The sequence below is a fragment of the Methylobacterium amylolyticum genome (assembly GCF_030700245.1).
In the GTDB taxonomy this organism is placed as follows: domain Bacteria; phylum Pseudomonadota; class Alphaproteobacteria; order Rhizobiales; family Beijerinckiaceae; genus Methylobacterium.
Genome location: NZ_JAUYZI010000075.1, coordinates 1 through 18934 on the forward strand (window position 1 = coordinate 1; position 18934 = coordinate 18934).

28 protein-coding genes are annotated in these 18934 nt (G+C 69.8%); 13 read left to right on the plus strand and 15 right to left on the minus strand.

All coding sequences use genetic code 11. The features are described 5' to 3' along the window. Nucleotides 1–221: transposase (locus tag Q8W71_RS29780; RefSeq protein WP_305529009.1), on the plus strand; the 221-nt coding region annotated here is incomplete at its 5' end. Between the two features lie 58 nt (nucleotides 222–279). Here Q8W71_RS29780 and Q8W71_RS29785 read toward each other — a convergent pair. From Q8W71_RS29785 to Q8W71_RS29805, 5 genes are all read right to left on the minus strand, one after another. Further along, a complete protein-coding gene (locus Q8W71_RS29785; protein WP_305529010.1) occupies nucleotides 280–2919 on the minus strand; it encodes a bifunctional DNA primase/polymerase in 2640 nt (879 codons plus the stop codon). Next, the gene (locus Q8W71_RS29790; protein ID WP_305529011.1) at nucleotides 2916–3149 is read right to left on the minus strand and encodes a hypothetical protein; all 234 of its coding nucleotides are present in this window, start codon (nucleotides 3147–3149) and stop codon (nucleotides 2916–2918) included. Before Q8W71_RS29790 ends, Q8W71_RS29785 begins: the two co-directional genes overlap by 4 nt. Further along, on the minus strand, nucleotides 3146–3406 hold the full coding sequence (locus Q8W71_RS29795) for a hypothetical protein (protein ID WP_305529012.1): 261 nt from the start codon (nucleotides 3404–3406) through the stop codon (nucleotides 3146–3148). Before Q8W71_RS29795 ends, Q8W71_RS29790 begins: the two co-directional genes overlap by 4 nt. Next, on the minus strand, nucleotides 3403–3645 hold the full coding sequence (locus Q8W71_RS29800) for a hypothetical protein (RefSeq protein ID WP_305529013.1): 243 nt from the start codon (nucleotides 3643–3645) through the stop codon (nucleotides 3403–3405). The genes Q8W71_RS29795 and Q8W71_RS29800 overlap by 4 nt, the downstream gene beginning before the upstream one ends. A 287-nt stretch (nucleotides 3646–3932) precedes the next feature. Next, a complete protein-coding gene (locus Q8W71_RS29805; protein ID WP_305529014.1) occupies nucleotides 3933–4151 on the minus strand; it encodes a helix-turn-helix domain-containing protein in 219 nt (72 codons plus the stop codon). 119 nt (nucleotides 4152–4270) lie between these two features. Between Q8W71_RS29805 and Q8W71_RS29810 the strand changes: the two genes are divergently transcribed. The 7 genes from Q8W71_RS29810 (at nucleotide 4271) to Q8W71_RS29840 (ending at nucleotide 10304) form a co-directional block, all read left to right on the plus strand. Then, nucleotides 4271–4831 carry a hypothetical protein gene (locus tag Q8W71_RS29810; RefSeq protein WP_305529015.1) on the plus strand — a complete coding sequence of 187 codons (561 nt, stop codon included), beginning with the start codon at nucleotides 4271–4273 and terminating at the stop codon, nucleotides 4829–4831. 95 nt (nucleotides 4832–4926) lie between these two features. Beyond that, entirely contained in the window at nucleotides 4927–5127 is a 201-nt protein-coding gene (locus Q8W71_RS29815; protein ID WP_305529016.1) for a ribbon-helix-helix protein, CopG family, read from the plus strand. A 3-nt stretch (nucleotides 5128–5130) separates the two neighbouring features. Further along, complete coding sequence (locus Q8W71_RS29820; protein WP_305529017.1) at nucleotides 5131–5841, plus strand: DUF1028 domain-containing protein; 711 nt, start codon at nucleotides 5131–5133, stop codon at nucleotides 5839–5841. Beyond that, nucleotides 5838–6116 carry a hypothetical protein gene (locus tag Q8W71_RS29825; RefSeq protein WP_305529018.1) on the plus strand — a complete coding sequence of 93 codons (279 nt, stop codon included), beginning with the start codon at nucleotides 5838–5840 and terminating at the stop codon, nucleotides 6114–6116. The genes Q8W71_RS29820 and Q8W71_RS29825 overlap by 4 nt, the downstream gene beginning before the upstream one ends. 44 nt (nucleotides 6117–6160) lie before the next feature. Beyond that, nucleotides 6161–7117 carry a hypothetical protein gene (locus Q8W71_RS29830; protein ID WP_305529019.1) on the plus strand — a complete coding sequence of 319 codons (957 nt, stop codon included), beginning with the start codon at nucleotides 6161–6163 and terminating at the stop codon, nucleotides 7115–7117. Then, nucleotides 7066–8175: a hypothetical protein gene (locus tag Q8W71_RS29835; protein ID WP_305529020.1), complete on the plus strand. Its 1110-nt coding sequence runs from the start codon at nucleotides 7066–7068 to the stop codon at nucleotides 8173–8175. The genes Q8W71_RS29830 and Q8W71_RS29835 overlap by 52 nt, the downstream gene beginning before the upstream one ends. Further along, nucleotides 8175–10304: a hypothetical protein gene (locus Q8W71_RS29840; protein WP_305529021.1), complete on the plus strand. Its 2130-nt coding sequence runs from the start codon at nucleotides 8175–8177 to the stop codon at nucleotides 10302–10304. The genes Q8W71_RS29835 and Q8W71_RS29840 overlap by 1 nt, the downstream gene beginning before the upstream one ends. Here the strand turns inward: Q8W71_RS29840 and Q8W71_RS29845 are convergent. Next, nucleotides 10259–10492, minus strand: coding sequence for a hypothetical protein (locus tag Q8W71_RS29845; RefSeq protein ID WP_305529022.1), 234 nt, complete (start codon nucleotides 10490–10492; stop codon nucleotides 10259–10261). The genes Q8W71_RS29840 and Q8W71_RS29845 overlap by 46 nt on opposite strands. Between Q8W71_RS29845 and Q8W71_RS29850 the strand changes: the two genes are divergently transcribed. Next, on the plus strand, nucleotides 10491–10784 hold the full coding sequence (locus tag Q8W71_RS29850) for a hypothetical protein (RefSeq protein ID WP_305529023.1): 294 nt from the start codon (nucleotides 10491–10493) through the stop codon (nucleotides 10782–10784). The genes Q8W71_RS29845 and Q8W71_RS29850 overlap by 2 nt on opposite strands. A 70-nt stretch (nucleotides 10785–10854) precedes the next feature. Here the strand turns inward: Q8W71_RS29850 and Q8W71_RS29855 are convergent, their stop codons facing one another. Continuing rightward, complete coding sequence (locus tag Q8W71_RS29855) at nucleotides 10855–11151, minus strand: hypothetical protein (protein WP_305529024.1); 297 nt, start codon at nucleotides 11149–11151, stop codon at nucleotides 10855–10857. A 211-nt stretch (nucleotides 11152–11362) separates the two neighbouring features. On the opposite strand from Q8W71_RS29855, the gene Q8W71_RS29860 reads away from it, so the two are divergent. Further along, nucleotides 11363–12535, plus strand: coding sequence for a hypothetical protein (locus tag Q8W71_RS29860; RefSeq protein ID WP_305529025.1), 1173 nt, complete (start codon nucleotides 11363–11365; stop codon nucleotides 12533–12535). Between the two features lie 11 nt (nucleotides 12536–12546). On the opposite strand, the gene Q8W71_RS29865 is transcribed toward Q8W71_RS29860, so the two are convergent. After that, nucleotides 12547–12942, minus strand: a complete 396-nt coding sequence (locus Q8W71_RS29865; RefSeq protein WP_305529026.1) for a hypothetical protein — start codon at nucleotides 12940–12942, stop codon at nucleotides 12547–12549. 846 nt (nucleotides 12943–13788) lie between these two features. Here Q8W71_RS29865 and Q8W71_RS29870 point away from each other — a divergent pair. Both Q8W71_RS29870 and Q8W71_RS29875 read left to right on the plus strand, forming a co-directional pair. Further along, complete coding sequence (locus Q8W71_RS29870; RefSeq protein WP_305529027.1) at nucleotides 13789–14025, plus strand: hypothetical protein; 237 nt, start codon at nucleotides 13789–13791, stop codon at nucleotides 14023–14025. Nucleotides 14026–14039: 14 nt separating this feature from the next. Beyond that, the gene (locus tag Q8W71_RS29875) at nucleotides 14040–14216 is read left to right on the plus strand and encodes a hypothetical protein (RefSeq protein ID WP_305529028.1); all 177 of its coding nucleotides are present in this window, start codon (nucleotides 14040–14042) and stop codon (nucleotides 14214–14216) included. A gap of 1 nt (nucleotide 14217) precedes the next feature. On the opposite strand, the gene Q8W71_RS29880 is transcribed toward Q8W71_RS29875, so the two are convergent. Beyond that, nucleotides 14218–14550, minus strand: a complete 333-nt coding sequence (locus Q8W71_RS29880; RefSeq protein ID WP_305529029.1) for a hypothetical protein — start codon at nucleotides 14548–14550, stop codon at nucleotides 14218–14220. Between the two features lie 140 nt (nucleotides 14551–14690). Between Q8W71_RS29880 and Q8W71_RS29885 the strand changes: the two genes are divergently transcribed. Next, nucleotides 14691–14879: a hypothetical protein gene (locus Q8W71_RS29885; protein ID WP_305529030.1), complete on the plus strand. Its 189-nt coding sequence runs from the start codon at nucleotides 14691–14693 to the stop codon at nucleotides 14877–14879. Between the two features lie 3 nt (nucleotides 14880–14882). Here the strand turns inward: Q8W71_RS29885 and Q8W71_RS29890 are convergent, their stop codons facing one another. From Q8W71_RS29890 to Q8W71_RS29915, 6 genes are all read right to left on the minus strand, one after another. Then, nucleotides 14883–15326 (minus strand): helix-turn-helix domain-containing protein, encoded by a 444-nt coding sequence (locus tag Q8W71_RS29890; RefSeq protein WP_305529031.1) that lies wholly within the window; start codon nucleotides 15324–15326, stop codon nucleotides 14883–14885. Next, nucleotides 15323–15712, minus strand: a complete 390-nt coding sequence (locus Q8W71_RS33000) for a helix-turn-helix transcriptional regulator (RefSeq protein ID WP_370875579.1) — start codon at nucleotides 15710–15712, stop codon at nucleotides 15323–15325. Before Q8W71_RS33000 ends, Q8W71_RS29890 begins: the two co-directional genes overlap by 4 nt. 81 nt (nucleotides 15713–15793) lie before the next feature. Beyond that, on the minus strand, nucleotides 15794–16126 hold the full coding sequence (locus Q8W71_RS29900; protein WP_305529032.1) for a BrnA antitoxin family protein: 333 nt from the start codon (nucleotides 16124–16126) through the stop codon (nucleotides 15794–15796). After that, on the minus strand, nucleotides 16113–16388 hold the full coding sequence (locus tag Q8W71_RS29905; protein ID WP_305529033.1) for a BrnT family toxin: 276 nt from the start codon (nucleotides 16386–16388) through the stop codon (nucleotides 16113–16115). The genes Q8W71_RS29900 and Q8W71_RS29905 overlap by 14 nt, the downstream gene beginning before the upstream one ends. A 235-nt stretch (nucleotides 16389–16623) precedes the next feature. Then, nucleotides 16624–17511, minus strand: coding sequence for a helix-turn-helix transcriptional regulator (locus Q8W71_RS29910; protein ID WP_305529034.1), 888 nt, complete (start codon nucleotides 17509–17511; stop codon nucleotides 16624–16626). Nucleotides 17512–18415: 904 nt separating this feature from the next. After that, nucleotides 18416–18649, minus strand: coding sequence for a hypothetical protein (locus Q8W71_RS29915; RefSeq protein WP_305528575.1), 234 nt, complete (start codon nucleotides 18647–18649; stop codon nucleotides 18416–18418). Between the last annotated feature and the right edge of the window lie 285 nt (nucleotides 18650–18934).

Here is an 18934-nt window from a genome sequence, read left to right on the forward strand (position 1 = left end):
AGCTCATCTCCGACCAGAGCGCGCAGGCCGTGATCCCGAGCAATCCCTCGCGCGCCAGGAAGTACGACCTCGACAGGGTGCTCTACAGGGAGCGCCATCTGATCGAGTGCTGCTTTGCCAAGCTCAAACAGTTCCGGCGGGTGGCCACCCGCTACGAGAAGACCGCCCGCAACTACGCTGCCGTCGTCACCCTCGCCGCCATCGTCCTGTGGCTCCGGTAACTGTCCACACCGCCTAGAACCCCTGAAACCCCTATGGCTGCCAGCCCGCGAGGCATGGTCAGAATTCCGTCCGCGGTGCGGTGTAGGTGTCAGGGCCGATCAACCGGAGCGTGAAGCGGTTGCCGTTGCTGCCGTCAGCTTTCATCTCGATCCGGTGGCCATCGACGACGCGACCGCTGATCTTCGCGAGCCACTTGCCGAGGCGGCGGCTGTTCACCGCTCCGCCATCGCCGGCCTGCCGCAGCAGTAGGTCGCGGAATTCGGGCGCCCGGAAATCCTGCGTCCCGTAGTCGAAGCTCGCCCCCGGTCCCTTCTCGCAGGCGGTCTTGATGATGGCGTTGGTGGTGTAGCCGCTCGACAGGCTCAGGTGGTCGCGCCAGTGGCCGAACAGCTCGCGGATCGCAGACAGCTCCGGATCCTCCTCCCGGGCCTTCTCCATGCTGGCGCACGGGTCGGGCTGGCCGAGCCAGATCAGCGGAGCCCGCACCGCGGCCGTCCAGTCCTCGTAGGAGCCGACGGGACCGCACACTTTCGGTGCGCCCGCGGCGCGGTAGGCCCGGACGACCGTCAGCACGGCTGCGACGTACCGGCCGCGATCGACCTGCACCCGCTCGATCGGGTCGAAGTCGAAGTCACGCAGCTCGGGCCGCTCGGCTTGGGTGTCGAGGGTGCAGAGCAGGGTGCGCCGGGTCATGTCGCCGACGAGGATCAGGCCGTTTCCGGTGGCGAAGGTGGTCGCCCGGCACTCGGTCTCGGGTGCCTCGCTCTTGCCGAGCACCCGCACCCGTACGATCGGCATGTTGGTCATCTGGCACAGGGCGTCGCCGCCGAGTTCGCCGTTGACGTTGTCGATCGAGATGATCGGCACGCCCTCGCGCAGCAGGGCGCCCAGGCGCTTCTCCGTCTCCTCCTCGGTTCGGCCGGCGGCGATCACCGGGCAGCGCCGGCCGGTGGCGATCGTGCTGGCGAGGTCGACGAGGTAGCTCTTGCCCGTGCCCGGGGTGCTGGCGCGGATCGCGTGGAGCGGCGCGGTCGGCAGGGCACCGCGCACCACCGGCGTCATCAAGGCGGACAGGCCCACCGCGCGGTCGACATGCCCGACGAACGGGAACGAGACCAGCAGATCCTCAAGGAGTTGCAAGGCCTGCTCGGCCTCTTCGCGCCCCGGCCGCTCAGGGATCGCCGGCATCCGGAAGCCGGGGTCGAGGGAAAGGTACAGCCGGGTCTCGGGGTCGTAGCCGGGACGGTCGAGGATCGAGCCGTCGGGGCGCAGGGTCGGGGTGGTGATGACGCCGGCGATCGGGGGCAGGCGCCACTTGCCGTCGCGGGCGAGCAGGGCGTTCATCACCTCGGCGGGCGGGTTGATCGTGACCCAGTCCTTCGACCGGCCGTCGAACCGCTGATACCGAGCGACCTGAGCCGTGTGGTCAGCGAGGCTCGCGGCGCACATCGTCTTGAGGCGGGCGACCTGCGTCTGCCGCCCCCGCGCTGCCGGCACGCTCTCGATCACCGGCCGGACGAGGCTTCCGGAGCGGGTGAAGATCGGCATGGCCGCCGCCATGATGGCCTGCTCGGTCTCGGTGACGGCGCGGGGCACCTCGCCGTTGACGATGCGGATGTCCGGACGGTCGTCTTGGTTGTCATCGCTTCCGGGCGCAGCGGTCGCGCCGCCAGCCCCGCCGCCGCGGCGCTCCTCCCGCCCCTGCGTCGGCGCCCCGGACCGCGCCTTGCGCTCGGAGAAGTCGCGAGGGTGTGCCGCGCCCGACGTCAACCCGCTCTCGATGGTCGCGAGGGCTGCCGTCTGCCCGTCGTCACCCACGAGGCCACTGGTCGTCGCGGCGTCGAGAAGGCGGCGGGTCGCCACGCCCGCATCGAGGCGACCCGCGCCGACGAGAGTGCCGAGCTTGAACGCGGCCCGGTTCAGCGCCTCGTTGCGCTGGCCGCGGGGTGCTAGGGCGACGATGGCGCACTCCTCCTCGACGGCGCGGGCGATGTAGCTGTCCGGCACCTCGTCGTTGAAGATCCGGGAGCGAGCCCCGTTCGGGGCCGCCCTCTCGCTCGTCTTCTTCGGCTCGGGCTGCGGCGCGCCCGCGGGCTCGGGCTTCCGCAGCAGGTCGAGCAGGAAGGCCGGCGCGGGCTCGAACCGGAACGCGTGCTCGGGCTGGGCGAGGCGGTATTCCCGACCGTCGGCGGTCCGGCTCGGGGGTGCGATGACGTAGCCGCCGGCGCCCCGAACATCGATGCCGGGCGGTAGCTGCCCGGGACTGTTGGTGACGGTGAGGTCGGCCGGGTAGGCGAACAGCAGGTGCATCCCGCCGCGAGGGCTGACGTGCGCGTGCGTGGCCGGCGCGTAGCCGTGCGCCCGGATCATCTCGTCCCAGGCGGCGAGGCCGTCGGGCTCGCCGGGCTCCTTCGGCCGGTCGGGATCCAGCGCGAACACGCCGGCCTCGGGTCCCATGCGCAGGCCGATCATCGCGCGTGGGTAGCGGCTCCACCACTCCTGGATCTGCGCCTCATCGCGGGTCGCCTTGTGCAGGCCGCCCGTCTTCGGGATCGGCTTGCCCTCGGCATCCTTGTCGCGGCCGACGAGCGGCTGCTTCGTCGTCGGGTCGCACGGAAACACCGGGAAGCCGCGCCGGGCGTAGGCGAGGGCGTGCTGCGCCATGTCGGCGCCGTGGTTGGACGGCCGCGCGTTCATCGTGCCGGCACTCCATCGGGTCGGGGATGGGCGCGGCGATACTCGGCCGCGATGCGATACCCTTCGGCGGTGGCGAGGCGACGCAGCGCCTCGTCGAGGACCGCGTTGCGGGCGGCCTGGAGCGCGTCAGCAACGGCGTAGAGGTCGTCGTCGTCGACGTCGGCGGAGGCGAGGGCGTCGGCGATCCCGGACAGGGTGCCGAGCACGGAACGGGTGATGCCGGCGCTCATGCCGCCTCCCCGCGCTTCACGGTCTCGGGGCGGGTGAAGGCGGAGCACCAGTCGGATGCGACCACGTCGGGCCACACGGCGTCGCCGGTTTTCCGGTCGCGGGTCGGGGGCTTGGCGCGGCAGTCACCCCGGGCCTGCTCGCCGATCGCGCCGAGGATGCCCCGGCCGCCGTAGACGAAGGCGGTGCCGTTCGCGGCGAAGTGCTGGCAGTTGGCGCAGGCTCGGGCCTTGCGCGGCGGGCGGATGAGGCGGCTCATCGGCCACCCCCATCCCGGTGAGCGGGCCGGAGCGTCGCCGCGGCATCGACCGCGCTGGCGAGGGCGATGGCGGCCTGCCGCAAGGCGTAGCTCGCGCCCCGCCGGTCTCCGACCGACGCGAAGTCGGCCGCCGTCCGGGCGTAGGTTTCGGCGATGCCGGCCCGCTCCGCGATCTCGCCGAACGCGATGTTGAGGGGCGCGCCGTCTCCGGCGCGCGAGAGGATCGGGGCGGCCGTCATGCACGGACTCGCCAGTCGTCAAGGACGGGGTAGGCGAGACCGGCGACCGTTGCGGCTACGGCACGGGGGAGGCCGTATCGCCGGGCGAGGATCGACGCTTGAAAATCCGGGGTCGCTGGGGCAAGTATCTCGGTGTCGACCGCCAAGACGACATTTCGAGAGCCCGCCGTTGCAACCCGCGACGCGCGGGTTCTTCCGTTCATGGCCTGCTGTTCCTGCTGATCGCGCCGGCCGCATCGGCGCCGGGGTGAGCGGCCCGCGGGCCTCGCCCGCGGATGGCGGGGGCTTCAGGCGGCGACAGGCTCGGCCGCGCGCGCCGGCAGGCAGAGCAGCTCGCGGGCAATGTGCGGGGGGACCGTAACCCGCTGCCCGATGCGCGATGCGCGGATCTCTCCGGTCTTGATGGCTCTGTAGAGCAGGTGCTTCGACACCCCGAGCGCGCTGGCAAGGTCCGGCACGTCCACGCCGCGCTCTTCGGCGAGCGCCTTTCGCAGAGCTTCATTCATCCGAGACCTCCGAGCGATGCGCGTATCATGCGCTCAGAATGTTATCGGGCAGACTGTGCTTGCTTGTCAACTCAGCGAATGATAGGCGTAACGCTCGTTCATCAGAGAGACTGAGCGCCATGCCAAAGCGGGCGACCCCAGACGGCGAGGGTAAGCGCGTGCCGCTGATGGCGCGCACCACGATCGGCCTACGGAAAGCGCTTGAGGACGCGGCGGCAGCGAGTGGACGGTCTCTCGCGCAAGAAGTTGAGACACGGCTTGAGAATAGTTTTCAAGCCGACAATCTCTTGAATGCTTTCATCGGACCCGACACAACGTCGCACAATGCTATGCGTGCATTTGCATGCATGTTCAAATATACCCCCGAAATTACGGGCAAGAGGTGGGTAGAGGACTACGAAACTTTGTGGCTTCTCCGGCACGGCTTGAAAACGATGATGTTCGATGTGCTTGGGGCGGATGCCGGGTTGCCTGAAAAGCCGCAGGATCGTTCCGAAGAAGACCATCAAAGGCGCCTTCGAGAGGGTGAGAGGTTGGCCATTCAAGTCTTGCGCGACCTCGGCCTCACGTTGCCGACCCGCACGGCTGGCCTGCGCGACATGATGGTGAAGTTCAGGGACGAAAGTCGGCTTGCGCAGCAGAAAATTTCCGAACCCAGCAACCCGGGAGATACGAAATGATATTGTAGCAACTGCACAGACCGCGCAGCATATTCTAGCGTCTTACTTTAATTCTTTGCACGCGTTATTCAGGTCTCCGACACCGGAGGTCGCGCATGCGCCCGCTCAACTACGGCTCCACGATCACGATCCGCACCGACGCGGACCTGCGCCGCGCGATCGACGCCGCTGCTCGGCGTGAAGGGGCGTCCGCCTCCGATTGGGTGAGGCGCGCCCTGGCCGCGACGGTCCGCCCGGACGATCCGCCCCCACCCCCGTCCGCCGCGCCCGCGGCCGCCCTGCCGGTGGCGGCCTGAGCCGTGACCCTCTCCGTCGTCGCCCTCGACACAGCCACCGGACAGATCGGCGTCGTCACCGTGACGGCCATCCCGGGTGGGGCCGCGCTGGTGCCGCACGTCGCGGCCGATGCCGGGGCTATCGCCGCGCAGGGCCGGCCCGAAGCGTCATCCGGTGCCGATGGGCTCGCCATGCTTCGAGCGGGCAAGGGCGCCGAGGCGGTGGTCGCCGCGCTGATGCGGCGGGGAGAGGATCGCGGGCGCCGTCAGATCGTCGTCGCCGATGTTGCGGGGCAGCTCGCTGCGCGCTCCGGCTCCGACCTCCCGTCCTGGTCCGGCGATGCCGCCTTCCCCTTCGATCCGCGCGGCGGGTTCGCTCTCGCCGGCAACAGCCTCGCGGGATCCGAAGTGATGTCAGAGGCGGCGCGGACGTTCTCGGGCACCCCGGGAGCCCTGGCGCTGCGCTTCATCGCGGCGATGCGGGCCGCCGCGTTCGCCGGCGGTGACCGGCGCGGCCTCCGCTCCGCGGCCATGCTGATCCGGGACCGCTGGGGCGCGCCAGTGGTCGCCATGTCGGTCGATGACGATCCCAATCCGGTCGAGGCGCTGGCGCGGAGGATCACCGGTGAGCAGGGCGCCGCTCCTGCCCCGGCCGGCCTGGATGTGCGCCGGTTCTACGACCTCTTGGCGAGTGCCGGCCTGCCCCCCCCCCTTCAATCAGGAGCGCGCCCGTGACCGAGCCGCACGTCGCCGATCTCGACGAGGATGCGCCGCTAGGGCGTCCCCAGGCGTCCCCCGCGATGCAGGGGCAGATGGAAGCCTATCGCCGTGAGGCGGTGGAGACCTTCCGGGCGATCGAGGTTGCCGCCCGGGGCCTCGCTGCCGCGTTCGAGGCCAGCGACGTGCCGGCGATCGTCGACAACCTGCGGACCTTCGACCGCCTGAACGGCCATGCCGGCAATACCCTGGCGTGCCTCGGGCACCTCGGATCGAGCGCCGGGACCGCGTGATGCCCCGCCTCTCCTCTCCCGTCTCTCTCGCGTAGGAGCTCGCCGTGTCCGGTGGCCTCGCACCCTTCGGTCAATTGCCCGTCCTGGCCGATTTCTCGGCAGAGGACCTGGCTGATCTGTTCCGTCGCTTTCAATCCCCGGGCGGCCCCGAGGCGACGGGCTCGCTCGGCCAGCCCGTGCCTCCGGTCGCGATGGACGAGCGACAAACCCAGGCGCTCGAACGGGCCCTGGCCTCGCCGCAGGACCGGGCCGCGCTCGACGGGCCCTCGGCGATCGACCGCCTGCTGTTCGACCGCGGGGGGCTCGGCGGCGGGCGCAACGGCTTCTCGGGCACCTCTGGCGGCTCCCTGCCGGGCGCCTTCGAGCCGCGCGATGCCCCCCTGCCGCCGCAGCGCCCGTCCGCCGGGGCCCTGATGGTGCCGCAGCCGGAGCCCTCGACTACGGGCGCGGTCCTGCCGCCGCGTCAGATCGTCGGGAACGGCCCTGGCGGCTTGCCCGGGTCGGACCCAAACGCGGCCGCCGCCCGCCGGGGCACGGACGCTGGCCCCACAGCCCCGGGTCGCCCGGATATGGGGGCAGCCGAGGCACTGCCGGCCGACAGCTTCGATCCGCTCACGGGCGCCGTCACGGCAGGACGCCCACGGCCGCTGGGCCAGGCGCAACCGATGTCCGGCTGGCCCGGGGGGCAGGGCGGTGCAGGCTTCGGGGGGGCGAGTCCAGCGCAGGCCATTGCGGTCGGCGCCCAGGCCGCACGGGCCCAGCCCGGCCTCTTCGAGAAATTCGTGCAGGGGCTCGGCCGCCCCGACGTGTCCGACGCGCTCCTGGCGTTCGGCTCAGGCCTCCTGAGCGCGTCGGTGCGGCTGGATGGGCTGCGGCCGCGAGAGGTGTTGCAGCGGCGGGTTCGCAGAGCTCGGCCAACCAGCTTCAGCAGCTCCGCCTCGGGATGGAGTTGCAGAAGTACCAGCGGGAGCAGAACAGCTTCAACCAGACCGCTAAGCTGATCCAGGAACGCAACCCGGGCATGGGATCCGAGCAGGCGCAGGCCCTCGCGAGCAATCCGGCCTACGTCAACGCGATGCTGGCGCGCCTGCCGGGGGGTGACAAGGATCCGAGCATGATCCGGCAGGACGCGCTGGCCGGGCAGCTCCCGCAAGCCGGCTATCGGGACGCGCCCGGTGGTCAATCCTTCATCCCAGGCGGACCGGCAGACCCGGCGGTGCTGGAGCGCAACGCCCTCGCGGTCGCCACCGACAAGACACAGACCCCGCTCACCGACATCGAGGCCCGGCGCAAGGCCGGCATTCCCGATCACGACACGCGGACGGCCTGGGTGGACCCCTACGGCAAGGTCACGTTCAACGATGGCCCGCCGCCGCTCGCCGCGCGCCCCGGTCAGACCTTCTACGATCGCGGGACACTGAAGCCGATCCTGACCGCGCCGTCCGCGAAGCCCGACGGTTTCGAGGTGGAGGGCAAGCTGCGCGGGGAGTTCGCGAAGGGGCTCGGCACCTTCGGCGATGTGCACGACGGCTACGGCCGCGTCATCGCCGCCACGAAGCAGCGCCAGGAGAACCCGAATACGGTCTCGCCCGCCTCCGACATCAACCTGATTTTCGGCTTCATGAAGATGCTGGATCCAGGATCGGTGGTCAGAGAAGGTGAATACGCAACAGCAAAAAACGCGGCGGGAGTGCCCGAACGTGTATTGAATACTTACAACAAGGTGTTATCGGGCGAATTCCTCACAGATCGCCAGCGGCAGGATTTCATCGGGCAGGCGGGCCAGTTGTACGGCACCGCCCGCAAGACCGCCGAGGGCGTCGCAGACCGCTACCGCAGCCTCGCGAACTCCTACGGTGTCGATCCGGGACGGTCGGTCTACCTGCCCGACACCCCGGTCCCGCCGCGCCTGGGCGAGCCGCAGGCGCAGGCCTCACAGCAGACCCAGACGCCGGCTGCGATCCCGCAGGGCGCGCCTGACGGCACCCGCCTCGCCGCCGACGGGAAGTTCTATGCCCCCGATCCCAAGCGACCCGGCCGGTTCCTGGAGGTGCGGTGATGGTGCAGCTCGTCCCCGTCGATCACGACCCCTTCGCCGATGCAGCGGCCCCCGCGAGCCCGACGCTGATCCCCGTGGACCACGATCCGTTCGCGGACCGCGCCGGCCCCGGCCCGCAGTCGGCCGCGGACCTCGCGTTCGGCGGCGAGGATCCCGGCCGCGGTGTCCCGGCGACGGAGACCCCGATGGGACGGTTCCTCGGCATGCCGGCCGCAGCCTACGCCGCAGCGTCGGGCGCTCTCGATGGCGTGCCGGTGGTCGGCCCCACCCTCACCGGCGCCAGCAACCGCACGGCCGCCCTCATCCGCTCGATGCGCGACGGCACCGCCTACGCGGACGAGCTGAAGCGCGTCGAGGACTACGACACAGGCACCCGTGCCGCTCACCCCGTCGCGGCGACGGCCGGCGCGGTCGCTGGCGGGATCGGCGGCCTCGCCCCCGCCGTCATCGCGGCTCCCGCCCTGTTCGGCGCAGGCGCGGCCCCGCTCGCGGCGCGGGCGATGGCGTCCACCGTCTCGGGCGGCCTGATCGGCGGCGCGGACTCGGCGGTGCGGACCGGGGGCGACCCGCTTGAGGCGCTGAAGGGCGCAGGGACGGGGGCCGCCCTCGGCGCAGGCGCCCCCGCGCTCGGCGCCGCCGTCGGCGCGGGCGTGCGCAAGGTCGGCGATGTCGTCGCACAGCGCCTCGCCCCCACCGCGGGGTTCGGCTCGGCCGCCGCCGGCAAGCTGGCCGACGATCTCGCGGCCTCGGGCGGCGCCGATGCCATCCGGGCCCGGCTCGGGCAGCTCGGCCCCGAGGCGATGCTGATGGACGCCTCCCCGAGCCTCACAGGCCGGGCGCAGGGTCTCGCCGTCGAGCCCGCCACCCGCGGCGCGGTGGTGACGCCGCTGGAGACCCGGGCCGCCGGTGCGAACGCTCGGATCCGCGGCGATGTCGATGCCGCCCTCGGGCCTGCGGCCGAGCCCGCCACGGTGCGGGGTGCTCACCAGCAGAGCTACGACCAGGCGGTGCCGCCCCTGTACCGGGAGGCCGTGGCGCAGCCCGTCACGGTCGATACCTCCGACGTGCTCGGCATGGTCCGCGGGCTGCGGGCGCAGGAGAAGGGTCCGGCCGCCGACGCCTTGGATCGGGCGTGGAACCTGCTGCACCACGAGGGCGAGGTGCCCGGGGTGGGTCGGGCGGTGATCCCGGATCGTCGTCCCGAGGCGCTGCACAACGCGAAAGAGGCCCTGGATGCTGCCATCGCGCAGGCTCAGGGGCAGATGGGCTCGGCGGCGGCTAGCACGGTCAGCCGCCTCGGTCAGGTCCGCGGGGCGCTGAACAGTGCCCTTGAGTCCCAGGTGCCGGGCTACGCCAACGCGAACCGCACCGCGCAGCAGTACTTCGCGGGGGGTGACGCCTTCGAGCGCGGCCAGACCCTCCTCAACGGCGGGCGCGATGCCGTCCGGCCGGGGCAGCTCGCGGTAGAGACCGCGGGTATGAGCCCGATGGAGACCTTCATGCAGCGCCTCGGCCTGCGCACTGAGGTCGATCGTCATCTCGGCACGCAGCTCAACGACCGGATCGCCCTGCGCAACGCGGTCCTGGGGGAGGGCGACTTCAACCGCGCCAAGCTCGGCACCGTGTTCGGCGAGGAGCCGACCCAGCACCTCGTCTCGGCGGTGGATCGCGAGGGCGCGTTCGACCGGGTCCACCAGGACGTGGTCCGCAACAGTCAGACCGCCCAGCGCACTGCCTCCGCACGCGATATCGCCCCGCGGGAGGTGTCGGCGGGGTCGACCGACGTGCTGCCGGGGCTGGCGACGATCTTCGGCGGCGCTGATGCCGGTGTGAGCGCCCTGGCGACCAAGGGCGGGATGGGCGGCCTCAAGCTGGCGGCGAGCGCCGCCGGGCGGCAGGCCGATCTCGCCCGCAACCACGAGCTCGCCCGCGCCGTGACGATGCGTCAGGGCGAGCTGATGGACCAATTCCTCGCTGCGATCGGCGCGCGCTCGGCGCTCCAGCAGCGGGCGGCGGCCATCGGCAACATCGCTGGCGGCGGGGCCCAGGCCGCAGCGCTGTCCCAGGCCGACAGGGCGCGGGGCTACCTGCCTTCGACCCTGCCGCGGCTGCCCTTCACCGGGCGATGACCCCGCCACGCGAGGAAGGCGCAGACCGCCATGAGCAACAGGAACAGCGCCCAGGCGCTGACGATGCCGAGGCGGTCGGCAACCCAGTCTATGCCGGCCGGCACGGTCGCGTTCACGCCCCAGGACAGCGCCGTCATGCCCGCGGCGAACAGGACCAGGATCAGGGTGATTTCGAGCCAGCGGGGCATGGTCTACCGCATCATCGCCGAGAGGACGCTGAAGAATATCCCGAAGATCGTGCTCAAGACCCCAAGTAGGATGCCACCGCAGACCACGGCGGCCACAATCATGGACGCCTGCGGCGTGTCCAGACCGAACAGCCCGCTCCACCAGACCATGAAGTCTAAAAATGCATCCGAGAACCAACTCGCATTGAGCGGCGGGCGACTCAGCAGCGGCCCGATTTCAAGCCAACAGGGCATGCCCCTGAATGTGGCCCCGCCCCCGCCCTTCGTCCAGCGAGGTCGCTATGCCCGATGACTTCCATTGGTCGGACTGCGCGGTGCACAACGCACCCGCCTACGAGGCCGGGGTCTGCGATTGCCGCGGCTCAGAGCTGGCAGGTTATGGACCTGAACGTTTTCGGGTTGCGCTTGTAGCCGGATCGGGGCGCCTGGGATTTCTCGTCGATCTCGACGGCGCCGAGGGCTTCGTCGAGCCGCATCAGCTTCCAACCCGCACGCTCGCCGGAATTGCTGCCGCCGCGGACCTGCCAGACGCTCATGATCTCGTGGCCCGCTGTCGAGACGCCGACGGTGTGAACCTCGACGACGCGCGTGAAGCCGTCATAGCGCAGCTCCAGGCATCTGCCGTTGCGCAAGGCGGCACAGGCGGCGGTGGCCCACATCAGGTCAATCCTGTCGGGAGATCGGCGGCGTGAACGCGCAGACGCAACCAGCGCGGCAAAACAGGATGGTTCGCCGTCCCTCTTCTGTCGATAGCCGCCAGGATCGCCAGAACAGCCCCAGGACGGCTGTCGTTCTGAAATCGCATCGCTACAGCAGCCGGGCGGTTTTCGCCACTGGCGGACCATTTCTCGCAAAGGAAGAGGCTTCCCGATGAGCGGCGGTATCTTCAGCGCCCTTCCGATCTTCGCACAGGGCGACACCCCGACCTTCGGCCTGATGGATCTCCTGCGCATGCAGGACCCAGGGCAGGGCAGCATGGGTTCGGCACTGGGGCAGGAGAGTGCCCAAGATGTACCGGCAGCCACGCCGCCGGGCTTTACCGGGTTCCAGCCTCAGACCCCGCCGACGGGAGCGCCGACGGGCGTGGTGCAGCCAGGGGCTATGTTGGCTGTGGGTGGGCTGGCCTCGGCGCTGGGCCCGGGAAGCGCGCAGGCCGGAGAGATGCCGGCCGCGCGGGGAGGAGGGTTCACGGATCGCGTCGCGACCGTCGAGAGCGGCGGCAACAACTTCGCGAAGAACCCGCGCTCCTCGGCGACGGGCGCTGGGCAGTTCATCGACGGCACGTGGCTCGATCAGGTCCGGAAGAACCGCCCCGATCTCGCGGGGCTGCCGAACAACCAGATCCTGGCGATGCGCAGCGACCCGGAGCTGTCGCGTCAGATGATCGAAGCATACGGCAACGAGAATGGCGCTAAGCTCCAGTCCGCCGGCCTGCCGGTCAACGACGGGACGAAGTACCTCGCCCACTTCGCTGGGCCCCGCGGCGCCATCAGCCTGCTCTCGGCCGACCCCTCCGCGCCGGTCGGTCAGGTGCTCCAGCCCGGGCAGATCTCGGCCAACCCGTTCCTGAGGAACTGGACGGCGGGTCAGGTCGTGAACTGGGCGATCCAGAAGATGGGCGGTGGGGGAGGAGGCGGGAGCACTCCCGCACCCACTCCAGCCATCGCGGCGCCGGCGTCCACGTCCATGGGCTCGACTGCGACACGCGGCGGCTTCGGCCTCGGCGGCGTCCAGGCGCAGGGCTCGCCAATCGCGGGACAAGCCTCGCCGACGCCCGCCCTCCCCGCGTTGGCGGGGCAGCCGACATCACTGGAGCCCCCTCCCCCGCAGCAGGGCGTCGGTACCTACGGGGCGGTGCGGGAGGCGCTGCAAGGCCTGCTGCCGCAGGGCGGCCAGGGCCAGCAACGCGGGGGAAGCGGGCCGTCCGGCCTGCCGATGCCGGCCGCCGGCGGTGGGAGGGTGCCGAGCCTCCAGCAGGCGCGACAGGCTCTCGACCCGCGGTCATTCTTCCGGATGCTACAGGCACACGGGATCGGACGGTAGGCAGCCGCCGTCTACGGCAACACGTCGCCGATCAGGCCGGGGATGCCGATGCTATCGTAGTGCTCGCGCTGGGCCGGGCACCACGTTGCGGTGCCGCCCTCGCGGATCGCCTCTACGACCTCGGGCTCGACGGTGTTGACGGCCCGGTGCAACCGCTCCTTGCCGAACCGGCTGATCGCGTCCGTGAAGACCGGACGCTGGATCTCGTCGAGCTTCTTGATGTCGACGGCGTAGAACAGCGGACAGTTCTGCCGCACGGCTTCAAGACGGACCAGGGCGCGGGCGATCTGCATCAGCCTTTGTTGGTCTGGCGTCGACTTCAGCCCCGATGGGTCCGATGGTGCGGCGCTGACGCCGGATCCGGCGAGCACGGACAGGCCCACCGCCAGAGCGGCGAAAGAGGCCATGCGACGTGGTCGAAGCATTGGGGAGGGTCCGGCCGCGCCGTGGTCCCGAATACTGGACTGGCACGGCCTCAAGATGGTGGGCGGCGCCAAGCGGAGCAATAGGCGTGTGTCGAGGATGGTCTGATAAGGGGGCATTATCAGGCCTACGATCACGCTCGGACCGGAAATTGCCCATCCGGAGCCTCCAGCGCGACGCTACCCCGGATAACCGCGCCTTATCCGGGGTTGGCGGGCATCACGGCGCGCGTCACGAGGTTGCAAACGAAAAAGCGCCCCGTCACCGGAGCGCCTGAGTCGTGTTGAGGGCGGCTTGGGGGCCGCGCATTCGACTTTAGTACAAGGCCAAGCTCGATGCCAGCCGGTCCCTCCGTCGCCACCGGCCCAGTTGGTCGAGCGATACACAGGTCGGAGCCTGGGGCCCACAGACAGAAAAAAGGCCACTCCCGAAGGAGCGGCCCGAAGTCTAGGGAGGAAACGCCCAAGAAGGGCTGCGGAAGAGCGACGCCATCGCCATCCCGCATCGCAAACATACGATACCGCAGCGCAGCAATCAACGGCTCGGCCGCGGATAAATGCATACCGCGAACGTTCTTGCCGATTAGCCGCGCGTCTGCACCATAGCTGGCCTCCGAGATCCGGGCGTAGGGGCTCCCGCCCGTGAGTGGTCGGGGCGAGGCCGAGCCCTTCCGGTCAGTTGAACCTACGCCAGCGTTTCAACCTGTGCGCACCGTAATCCGCATCCGTCGCCTTATGGTCAAGCTCGTCTAGGGGCTTGTCCGGCAACGCACTACTCGCCGGACCTCCCGACCGATCGCCGCGTTGAGCGACATACGCGCGGAGGCCCCGATGACGACCTTGCCGGACATCACCCGCTTGGCCCTGACGGAAGCCGCGCTCGCATCCGCTGATCGCCTCTGGCGGGACGAGATGCGCCGGACCTACGGGCCGGACGCGGTGCTCACCTACGGGTACGCGCCGGAGGGGCAGGGTGGGCTCGGCACGCCGCTGCGGCGGAGCTATGAGGCTCGGCGGGTGGCGGTCGCGCTCTGGCGCCGAGAACGGCAGCAGGCGGCGGTCCAGTGATCGAGGAGGAAGCGATGTCCGACACCGACAAGCCCAAGGGCGAGAGCGTTCAGCCGCCCACGGTGCCGATCAAGGGCGTCAACGTTCCGGACCCGACCACCGGCAGCGAGCCTGAGGGCAAGGATCCGGTTAAGGAGGCGGAACGCCATCCCGAAGATCCAGACAAGGCCGCCAAGGACGGCCTCGCCTGAGCTATCGCGCAGCGCCTTCCTCGTCGAAGAGCTTCCGCGCGTACTGCCACCCGATCACCTCGATCAGCGGGGCAAACGGGCCGACCACCTCGGGCACCAGGGCCTCGAAGTGCAGGGCGTCGTCAGCTACTTGGATCGCCGCGCCCGCCGTCATGCCGTAGCCATGGGCTAGGAAGGCCCGGCGTTTCCCGAACCACTCGTCGGCTTCGATCGTGATCCGCTCCTTGGCGAACTGCTCGAAGGCCCAGGCGGTGTGAAGATCGAGCCGCCGCCGGACTTCGGCGGCCCCAAGTTTATGCGGGAACGTAAAAGTCAGCGTGACAGGCTTCGACATGGCGAGGACAGTCGTGGAAGATTGATGGCAAGCTACCACGCGGGGGACTCGGCTCACATCCCTGGCGGAAGCCCGGGGGCGTCGTTGATGGCGAAATGATTAGGTTGTCGAGGGCGTACAGCCCCAGCTACAGCCGCACTATGACCGACAAGCTCACCGCCCTCCTGAACCGTCTCAAGGGCCGCCAGCGCGATCTGATCTTGGAGGCTGCTCAGGTCGATGCCCTTCCGGCCCACAGCACGATCCGGCAAATTGCCGAACTCGAAAACGCCATCGCCGCAGTTGAGGCCGTGGCGGACGAAGAGGCCGCTCGGAAGCGGCGCGGCTGACACTCATCGGCACGGCGCGACGAGGTTCGCCTGCTCGTAGGCGATGACGGCGGCAGCCGTGATCCGGAGCATTTTCGGGCCGTACCTGACCGCCTCCAGTTCCTTGCGTTGGATCAGGTTGCGGACGAGGTTTCGGCTGCACTTCCATCTCTCGGCCAAGGTATCCGGGGTGTAGACGTTGTGGTAGCCCGGGTGATCCTCCGACATCAGCGTCCCGGAGGGCTTCTTGCTCGTGGCCTGATCGTCTGCCGTCGAGGACCTGAACGCCGCCTCCAACTCGATCCTATCCCAGACGGCCATGCCGCCGAGATCCTTCGCCTTGGGAAACCAGCCCGTCATCACCAGCATGTCGAAGACGGTGACGGTGACCCCGACATAGCGTGCCGCGGCTTCTCGGTTCATACCGATCGGCGGGTAGGCGTAGGGATCGAGGACGGTCGTTGTCATGCCCTCTCCTTCGGCGGCCGTCCCCGACGCCGAGCGGCCTTCCCCGTCTGACTATCGCCGGGAAGGGTATCGAACTCGGCCAGGATCTCCTCCACCGACTTGATGCGAGGTCCTCCGGTGTCCCAGTCCTCCCAACCGGTGAGGCTGGCGGTGTCCGGCCCGCTCAACTCGTCGAAGGCGGCGTCAAGCTTCCGGATGTCCCAGATCACCCGCGCGCCGATCCGGAACGGCTGGGGCATCTGTCCCTCGCGGACCAACGCATCGAATTTCGTGGTGCTGATACCGACGTAGCGGGCGGCTTCGATCCGGCTCAGCCCACGTCGGGGGACGACCTCGACCCGAATGGGTGCGACGGCGTCAGGATCCTCGGGGCGGCGCTTCGGCATGGCCTCGGTCCCCGGTGGCCAACGTCAACGATTTCGTCGCTTCTGCTGCGACGACAATTTCGGAATTTTCGACGTCGGCTGCTACGCCGCGTCCGACCTCGGCAGTCCCGCCTTCACGGCGGCGGCCAGGACCTCGTGCATCCGCGTCTGCCAGCCCGGACCGGTGTCCTTGAAGGCAGCCAGCACGTCGGGATCAACCCGGAGCGAGATCGGCACGCGCCGCACCTCGGCCTTCGGGCGCCCGCCCTTGTTGACCAGGGCCGCGTAGAGCGCGGGCGGCAGGACCTCGGCGGCCGGGCGCAGCTCGGCGATCTCCGCGTCCGTCAGCTCGGGGTTGTCGCAGACTTCGTCCCAGTCCTCTTGCGAGTAGTGGGGGTTCGGCACGTAGCCGGGGGCATGGTCAGGCTTCGGCATAGGCGGCCCTCTCCTTCGCGCTGGCGGGGCGGACGCTCACCACGTCGCACGCCTCGGTGCCGAGCGGCGAGATGATCACGGTGACGACGGTCTCCCCGAACCACGTCCCGGTGAGCAGGAACCGCTCCCGGCCCGTGCGGCTCGGCTTGGTCGGGCGGCTCAAGGCGCGGGCGATGTCGAAGGCATCCTCGAAGTCCGCCGGGTCGAAGCCGTGTTTGGCGATGTTCGCCGACCGCTTCGGCTCCGTCGCGTAGAACTTCATGGGTTGCCGTATATACGTAAAGCATCACCCTGGGAAGCACCGTCGCAACGCTGGACTGCCGTGAGGCATGCCAGCACGATCCCTTCTTCCGATGCCGCAAACGCTCTGCGCGCCCGCCGGGTGTTGATCGACAACGCGGCTCGGATCCGTGCCCTGATTGCCACCCGGATCGCGCGCTTGGAACGACAGCGACGCCGTGGGCTCGAGTCGATGGCCATTGGCAGCGACGGGCCGATCAGAGAGAGCGACGCTCGCCAGGTGATGTACCATAGGCGGCCCGGTAACCGCGGAAGAAGGTCGGCAGGCTCTCGAAGCCCGCGGCATGGGCGATCTCTGTCACGGACATCCGCGGCGCCTCGCGCAGCAGCCGGTCGGCCCGCTCCAGCCGCCGGGCGAGCACGTATCGGCTGAAGCTCACGCCGCCCGGCTCGAACACGAGGTGCAGCTTGCGCACCGAGATCCCGAGCCACGTCGCCACCTGGGCAGGGCTCAAATCGGTCCGATGCAGGTTCTGCTCGATCAGCCGGTGCGCCCGCGCCAGGAGGCCTGCGCGGATAGCCGCCGTGCTGGTTTCTTCGCGCAGATCGACGGCGCCGCGGGCGCAGACGGCGAGCTGAGCCAATGCGCGCACGGCGGCATCGGCGGCCGCGCCGGTGAGCCGGGGCGCCTGCTCGATGAACGCGTTGAGGTAGCCGCGCAGCAGCGCATCAAAGCCGGAAGGCTGCCTGTGCCGGTGCATGGCCAGCCGCACCGAGTCCCGCGACAGGTCCGGCAGGACGGCGAGCGGTATCTTGATGGCCCGGTAGACGCAGAGCGTCCCCGGCGCGGGCATGTCCGGATCGGGCGCGTTGCCGTAGGGGACGTCGCTCATGCCCGTGAAGAGCGCTCCGTCGCCGACGAGTTCTGCCCGGTCACCGACGATCATCAGTCCGCGACCGCGCACGAGATGGCGGACGTAGAAGCTGTCGTCCGGCGCCCGCTCGATCGCCCGCTCCGTGCGGCTCATCGTGTAGGAGGTGACCGCCACGTCGATCAGCTTCGCGCGACCCACCGCTCTGGCGGTCATCCGGCCCGTGAAGTGCGGCCGCCATTCGGGCGAGGTCTCGGCCTCGACGCCGAACATGCGCCGGGCTCGTTCCTCGCGCCAAAGCTCGAACCGGTCGCGTGGCGGAACATGATCGGTCGAGAAGGTGTGCATCGTCCTCGCGCGTCGTGGATGCCGGCACGGCCGTGCTTAGAACAAGTCTAAACGAGCCTTGCAAGGCAGGGACCGGCGTGCGCGTGGCCACCAATCGGGCGGTGCACACAGGCCCATCGTCGTCGCTATCCTGAGCCACGCGCGATCCCGCATGGCTCGCATCGAACGCCAGCCGAGCGAGCGGGCGCCCAGCGGCCCATTCCGAGGGAAATCTGGATTTCCCCATAAGTGCGCCCCCTCGTGGCCTCGGGCGACTTGGCGGCGGTGCCGCGTGGCGCGGTTCGGGATCGGTGGCAGCCGTATCGAGATGGGACGGTCCGGCTCGGGGCGCCGGCTGGGCGACCGGCAATCGCAGGGCTCACGGCGCCGGTCAGCGAGCGATAGGGCGACGCTGAGGCTGCCTCCAGATCGGCATGGGCGGGCAAGCGAGCCGGGCCGCAGACAGACCCCCGAAGCGGCTCCCTGCTGTGGGGAGCGGCGGCATGAGCACCGGCATTGCGCCAGCAATGCTAAAGTGCGCCCTTCCGATCCTCTCCAGGGTGACCGGCGCCGCCCCGTGAAGCCGGGCGCCGACCTCAACCGATCCGCCAGCAGCGCGTCCACCCAGCGGTGCCCCTGCCGCGATCGAGGCATGCGCAGTCCGGCACAACGCTTTGTTGACCGCAGGGTCGTAGGCTCATTCTCGCGACCGGGCCCACCAGTCCGCACGTCTCCTGAGCAGCGTCCCGTCCTTCCCAGGATCCGCGCGGCCTCGCCGGCGTCGTCGCAGTCGAGGCCCGCCCCCATCACCTGTCGGGGGCGGGCCTTCCACGTTCGAACTTCACCCTGATCATACGCCCGGCGGTCCCGCCATCGTACGCAGCAGATCCAGACATTGCCGGCGCTTCGATGGATCGCGGATTGATCGAAACAAGCCGATCAGTTCCTGCTCCTCCGCCTCGGATGGGCCCCGTCGCTCGGCACTGACCCGCGAGAAGAATGCCTCCAATGGCATGTCGAGGGCATGGGCGATCTCGCTCAGAACCCGGCGGGCACGCGCGGCTTCGTCATCGGTATCGGACATCGCGGCGCTTCCCCCGGTCTGAACTCATGCGAGCACGGTGAGTTGCCCCGTTAACCTGAGTTACAATGTGGCATCGGGCTTAGACCTGAACGACTGGGGCGGTGCGATGGCCGGAGATGAGGACCATCAGCCGACGGACGCCTGGGAGTGGCGCAAGGGGGCGCTCACGGCGGCCGGCGTGCTCGGGTTGTGGGAGTGGGACCACCGTCAGGGGACGGCCCGATACTGCCCGGGCGCGGCCGGGCTGCTGGCCGGCGACCCCGAGATGGCATGGCGCGACCTCAC